Here is a 5430-nt window from a genome sequence, read left to right as displayed (position 1 = left end):
CTTCGCGAAGCATATTCTGCCTTGGGTTTCTAAATAATCTCATATTGGAAGCCGGTTAGCACCAAAGGAGGCATTTTCAAAAAGGTAAATAACCTGTCAGTTTACCTTCAACACGATTCTATATCTGGCTTTACCAGACTCCAGGTGGGCCAAGGCCTCATTGACCTTCTCCAAAGGAAATTCCTCAACTACGGGATAAATGTCGTGACGTGCACAGAAGTCCAGCATGGTCGCCGTAAGGGCCGGGCTGCCCAGAGGGCTTCCTGCCACAGATTTTTCACCCATGATCAGGGAGAAAGCCGGGATGGCCATAGGTTCCAGAACAGCCCCTACGTTATGCAAACGTCCTTTCGGAGCAAGGGTGCCGAGGTAGGCATCCCAATCGAGGGTGACATTGGTCGTATTCAGGATGAAATTGAGGGTTCCGGCAATGGCATTTAATTCTTCCGGATCCCTGGAATTGACCACCCTGGTTGCGCCCATATCAAGGATCTGTTGTTTCTTATCCGGATTGGAACTGAAGGCCACCACTTCACAACCCCATTTGTTCAGAAATTTCAATGCCATATGGCCCAGCCCTCCGATGCCGATCACCCCTACCTTGTCTGTAGGTTTTACCTCACCCAGGATAATGGGATTGAATACGGTGATACCGCCGCAAAAAAGCGGGCCCGCTTTCTGCATATCTGTTCCTTTTGGCAAGGGGATGGTCCAGGACCAATGCGCCCTGACATGATCTGCAAAGCCCCCGTGCCGGCCAACAATAGTGCCCTCCACCGAGCCACATAAATGATGGTTGCCATCCATGCACTGCGGACAATGCATACAGGAGGCAGAATTCCATCCCAGCCCCACATAGTCCCCTACGGCGATAGACTTCACTTCATTTCCAATACCCACTACTTCCCCAACGATCTCGTGGCCGGGGACAAAGGGAAACTGTGTCATTCCCCAGTCGTTATTGAGCATGCTGAGGTCCGAATGGCATATCCCGCAGTAATGGACTTTTATGTCTACTTCTTCAGATCCAAGTGGTCCCAGTTCATAGGAAAAAGGTTTCAGTTGTGCACCGGCAGATTCGGCAGCATAGGCGTTTACAGTTGTCATGGCTTATTTAGATTTTCTGAAATAAAGATACAGGATAAATACCTAAACCGCTATGCCTTTTGGAAGCTATTTTGGATGTATTTGGTTGGGGATTTTAAGAGTGTTAGCAATCAGATCCACTAAGAACAGATAACGAGCAACAAAGAACCAATTTAAACAGAAATGCTAACCCCCCTGGAGTTTTTCCGCTTTTTATTATCGAAATAAAAGTCGATCCTACCCAGATACAGGCCATAACATCCTACCTGGTTGATCAACACCTTTTGGTCCTTGCGGTTGGGTCGTATTACCGGTTCTTTCAGGAAGGTATGGGTGTGCCCGCCAATAATAAGGTCGATCCCATCCGTTTTTGATGCCAGGAGAACATCACTTGGAATATTGGGATTTCGGTATTCATATCCCAAATGGGAAAGGGAGATAACCAGTTCACAGCCTTCCTCTTCCCGCAATACCCGGCTCATATCCTGTGCGATTTCAACAGGATCTAGATAACGGGTTTCTCTATATAATTCTGGAAGTACCAGTCCGTCTAACGCTATTCCCAGTCCAAAAATACCCACTTTGATCCCGTCCAGGATCCGGGTGGTATATGGATTTACGAAACCATCCATAACGGTGTTACTGAAATCATAGTTGGCAGAAACGAATTCAAAGCCAGCATAGGGCATTTGCGCAAGGAGCCCTTCGATGCCATTATCGAAATCGTGATTGCCGATAGTGGCTACATCATACCCCATTTTGCTCATGAGTCGGAACTCCAGTTCCCCGCCGTAAAAATTGAAATAAGGTGTTCCCTGGAAGATATCCCCAGCATCCAAAAGAAGGGTATTCGGATTTTCCTGGCGGATGCGTTCCACAAGTCCCGCCCTTCTGGCCAAACCTCCCATATTAGCATATCTGGAATGGTCTGCCGGAAAGGGGTCAATATGGCTGTGCACGTCATTGGTATGTAAGATGGTAATGTGTTTTTTACCAGACAAAGAACAGGAATCCAGGGCAAGCCCTCCCGAAGCTACCAACGCTGCCCCTGCAGCTGATTTTCCGATGAATTGTCTTCTGTCCATTAGTTGAGTTGTGTAAAGCGACCGTCTACTTCAGGTTTTAGCGTGTCTACCTTTTTAAAAAAATCGATCATGGCATTTCTGACCTTGTAGTCAAGCGTATAAATGGTATCGCTCTGACCAAAAAACCCCATTTCATCACCTCCTTTTACCAGATAATCAGAGGTGGCAATGTAGTACTCCTGAGTTTCATCAAAGGGTTTTCCCTGTATAGTTACGGATTGCAGGGTTTTCTGAGCATCAAGCACAATTTTAATTCCCGCTATGGGATGGGGCCTGCCGGAACGGATAAGGAAACTAACCAGCGCTCTTACGGCCGGACCCTTCAGTTTTGTCACAGCGATTTGGTTCTCAAAGGGCATAACTTCATAAGCTGTCCGGGCCGTAACCGGACCCTCACTTATGATACTTCGGATACCCCCGTGATTCAGAAGGACAAAATCTACTGATTTTCCAGTCCGTTTTTGGAATATCGGATCTGCCTGTTCCAGTAGGATGTCGGCCATCAGATTCCCTGCAGAGCTATTCCACTTTCCGTCGCTTTTGGTAATGGGGTAGGGGGCGTAGGCCAAAACACTGTCCAGTACCTCGTTGACCCTATTGCGATAAGGAAGGATAAACTGTTCCAGACTATCTACCGCCATGAGGGAGTCAGAAATGGAAAGTTGCCTGCCTTCAATTGCCTTTAGGGTAGGTGGTCCCTGGCGGCAACCCAAAACAAGTAAAATTGTTACAAATGCAACAAAATGTTGTGTTTTTAAGTTCATGTTGCTTTTTAACTTAGCGTCAGAGAAGCCTGTATATTGGTTACCTTTGCAGAAATGTAAAGATACATGTTTTTCAAGGGACTTAAAGGCAGGTTCAAGCATAAATCCGCCCTTAAATATATGAAGGCGGAACTGGAAAGTCCGCCCAGGCCGATGAGCAGCAGGAAGCCCGGAATCCACCTTGTGGGGGTGATTGTTGACCTGGATAAGTTCCCCCAGCCCGAGGCTTTTGAAGAATTTGTGACCCTTTTTAAATTACATCCGAACGCCGTTAAAGTAATCGGTTATAAAAAGGAATATGACCAGAACTCTCCATATGCCACGCCGGTCTTTTCGGATAAGGATTTAGGTTGGAATGGGGATATTGAGAACAGTTATGCAGGGGAATTTTTAAGCCGGGAGTATGATGTGCTGATCAACTATTACACGGAGAAAAACATTATGCTGCAGTTGATGACTTTAAAAACGAAAGCCCGTATCAAAGTAGGGTTTAGCAAAGTGGATAAAACGTTCAACGATATTATCCTGGATTGTCCCTTGAACGATTTTGACATTTTTAAAAACGAGGTAACCAAATACCTCAATGTGTTAAACGAGTTGGCAGTATGAAGGAATTGCAAGGAACGGGCGTTGCCCTGGTAACCCCTTTCACAGAAGCATTGACGGTAGACACGGATGCCCTCCGGGCTTTGGTAAGGCATTGCATAAACGGAGGGCTCGATTATCTTGTAGTGCTTGGGACTACTGGAGAAGCGGTTACCCTTAACAAAAGGGAGAAACAGTTAGTAATAGACATCGTTGTTCAGGAAAACAAGGATCAATTACCCTTGGTCATCGGAATGGGAGGAAATAATACCCAAGCCCTTACAGAGGAGTTAAAAGCAATGGATTTATCTCCTTTTTCTGCTGTCTTATCTGTTTCGCCCTACTACAACAAACCTTCCCAGGAAGGGATATATCAGCATTACAAAGCCGTTGCCAGTGCGAGTTCCAGGCCAATAATTCTCTACAATGTACCCGGGAGGACCGGAAGCAATGTCTTGCCTGATACGGTACTCCGCCTGGCCAGGGATTGTGAAAATATTATTGGGGTAAAGGAAGCCTCAGGTGACCTGGAGCAGATCCGGTATCTGATAACGGCAAGCCCAGAAGGGTTTCTCGTGATATCCGGAGACGATACCACAGCCAAAGCTACGGTTGAAATGGGAGGCCACGGGGTGATTTCGGTGCTGGGCCAGGCAATACCCGGCAACTTTTCTGCCATGATGAAGGCGGCAGCAGCAGGTCAATCTACCCAGGCGAACACCATCCAGGAACAGCTTTTGGAGGGAATGCAGCTCATATTTGAGGAAGGCAACCCCACTGGGATAAAAGCCATGTTAGAGCATATTGGAATTTGCGATGCTTATGTGAGATTACCCCTTGTGGAAGCTACTGCAGCCCTTAAATCGCGTATTGCAGATTATGTGGCCGCCTTGAAACTTCCTGCCGGAATACGTTAAATCTTCCCTAAATGCATTTCTGCAATGCCCGGGGATAACTACCTTAGGTTCAATTAAATTGTTTTTTATTCCGCCTGAAAATCCTAATTTTGCCAAATGTTTTTTAAAATGAAGCGTTACCTTGTCCTTTTGTTGGTTGTTTCTGTTCTGGGTTCCTGCAATGAATATCAGAAGGTGCTGAAGAACGAGGACACCAAAGCCAAGTATGACCTTGCAGAGAAATTCTACAACGAAGGGGACTATAAGCGGGCCAATCGCCTGCTTGAACAAATTGCCCCGCGCTTTGCAGGAAAGCCACAGGGAGAACGGGTGCAGTTTTTCCTGGCAAATACCTATTTCCAGATCCGGGATTATAATTTTGCTGGGTACCAGTTCGAAAGGTTTATAAAGTCCTATCCCAAGAGTGACAAGGCTGCAGAAGCGTCTTTTCTGGGTGCAAAGAGCTATTACATGCTTTCGCCAAGGTACTCTCTTGACCAGACAGATACGGATAAAGCGCTGGTAAAACTGCAGGGGTTCATCAATACCTATCCAAATTCTGAATACCTGCCGGAAGCCAATGCCATGGCTAAAGAACTTACAACCAAAAAAGAAAAGAAAGCATTTGAAATTGCCCGGCAGTTCACTAAGTTGGGAAAATCATATTTTCTGGATTATAATGTATCGGCCATTGCTGCCCTGGATAATTTTATCTCAGATCACCCCGGCTCTGTTTTTCGTGAAGATGCCTACTATTACAAGATTGAGGCAACCAGTAATCTGGCCCTGAACAGCACGGAGGATAAAAAACAAGAGCGATTAGAGGAGGCTATGGGAGCATATGAAAACCTCATACGTTATTACCCTGAAACAAAATACGCCAAAGCAGCCCGGGACCTGGCCGACAAAATTGAAAAAGAGTTGAATACCTATACAAAAGAACAAGATAACCCTACAAAATGAGCATGAAGGATCTAAAAAACACAAAAGCACCGGTTTCTACGGTTACCTACA

At 46.1% G+C, this 5430-nt stretch carries 6 protein-coding genes; 3 read left to right on the top strand and 3 right to left on the bottom strand.

Translation table 11 applies throughout. The annotated features are described in order from the left end of the window. Positions 1-96 precede the first annotated feature (96 nt). The 3 genes from ahr to AC4E7D_RS11180 all read right to left on the bottom strand — a co-directional run bounded on the left by ahr (position 97) and on the right by AC4E7D_RS11180 (position 2884). Positions 97-1107 carry an NADPH-dependent aldehyde reductase Ahr gene (gene ahr / locus AC4E7D_RS11190; RefSeq protein ID WP_490173879.1) on the bottom strand — a complete coding sequence of 337 codons (1011 nt, stop codon included), beginning with the start codon at positions 1105-1107 and terminating at the stop codon, positions 97-99. 152 nt (positions 1108-1259) lie between these two features. Then, on the bottom strand, positions 1260-2171 hold the full coding sequence (locus tag AC4E7D_RS11185; RefSeq protein WP_490173878.1) for a bifunctional metallophosphatase/5'-nucleotidase: 912 nt from the start codon (positions 2169-2171) through the stop codon (positions 1260-1262). Further along, positions 2171-2884, bottom strand: coding sequence for a 5'-nucleotidase C-terminal domain-containing protein (locus AC4E7D_RS11180; RefSeq protein WP_490173877.1), 714 nt, complete (start codon positions 2882-2884; stop codon positions 2171-2173). Before AC4E7D_RS11180 ends, AC4E7D_RS11185 begins: the two co-directional genes overlap by 1 nt. 117 nt (positions 2885-3001) lie before the next feature. Between AC4E7D_RS11180 and AC4E7D_RS11175 the strand changes: the two genes are divergently transcribed. The 3 genes from AC4E7D_RS11175 to AC4E7D_RS11165 all read left to right on the top strand — a co-directional run bounded on the left by AC4E7D_RS11175 (position 3002) and on the right by AC4E7D_RS11165 (position 5379). Continuing rightward, complete coding sequence (locus AC4E7D_RS11175) at positions 3002-3544, top strand: DUF6913 domain-containing protein (RefSeq protein ID WP_490173876.1); 543 nt, start codon at positions 3002-3004, stop codon at positions 3542-3544. Beyond that, entirely contained in the window at positions 3541-4437 is an 897-nt protein-coding gene (gene dapA, locus AC4E7D_RS11170) for a 4-hydroxy-tetrahydrodipicolinate synthase (protein ID WP_490173875.1), read from the top strand. The genes AC4E7D_RS11175 and dapA overlap by 4 nt, the downstream gene beginning before the upstream one ends. 96 nt (positions 4438-4533) lie before the next feature. Then, on the top strand, positions 4534-5379 hold the full coding sequence (locus tag AC4E7D_RS11165; RefSeq protein ID WP_490173874.1) for an outer membrane protein assembly factor BamD: 846 nt from the start codon (positions 4534-4536) through the stop codon (positions 5377-5379). Positions 5380-5430: the final 51 nt, after the last annotated feature.

This window comes from Lentiprolixibacter sp., assembly GCF_982873095.1.
This window is presented reverse-complemented; position numbering and strand designations above follow the sequence as displayed.

Bases quoted from the DNA above. Each gene is read 5' to 3' on its own strand.
- ahr (WP_490173879.1), bottom strand. From the start codon at position 1,107: ATGACAACTGTAAACGCCTATGCTGCCGAATCTGCCGGTGCACAACTG.
- AC4E7D_RS11185 (WP_490173878.1), bottom strand. From the start codon at position 2,171: ATGGACAGAAGACAATTCATCGGAAAATCAGCTGCAGGGGCAGCGTTG.
- AC4E7D_RS11175 (WP_490173876.1), top strand. From the start codon at position 3,002: ATGTTTTTCAAGGGACTTAAAGGCAGGTTCAAGCATAAATCCGCCCTT.
- dapA (WP_490173875.1), top strand. From the start codon at position 3,541: ATGAAGGAATTGCAAGGAACGGGCGTTGCCCTGGTAACCCCTTTCACA.
- AC4E7D_RS11165 (WP_490173874.1), top strand. From the start codon at position 4,534: ATGTTTTTTAAAATGAAGCGTTACCTTGTCCTTTTGTTGGTTGTTTCT.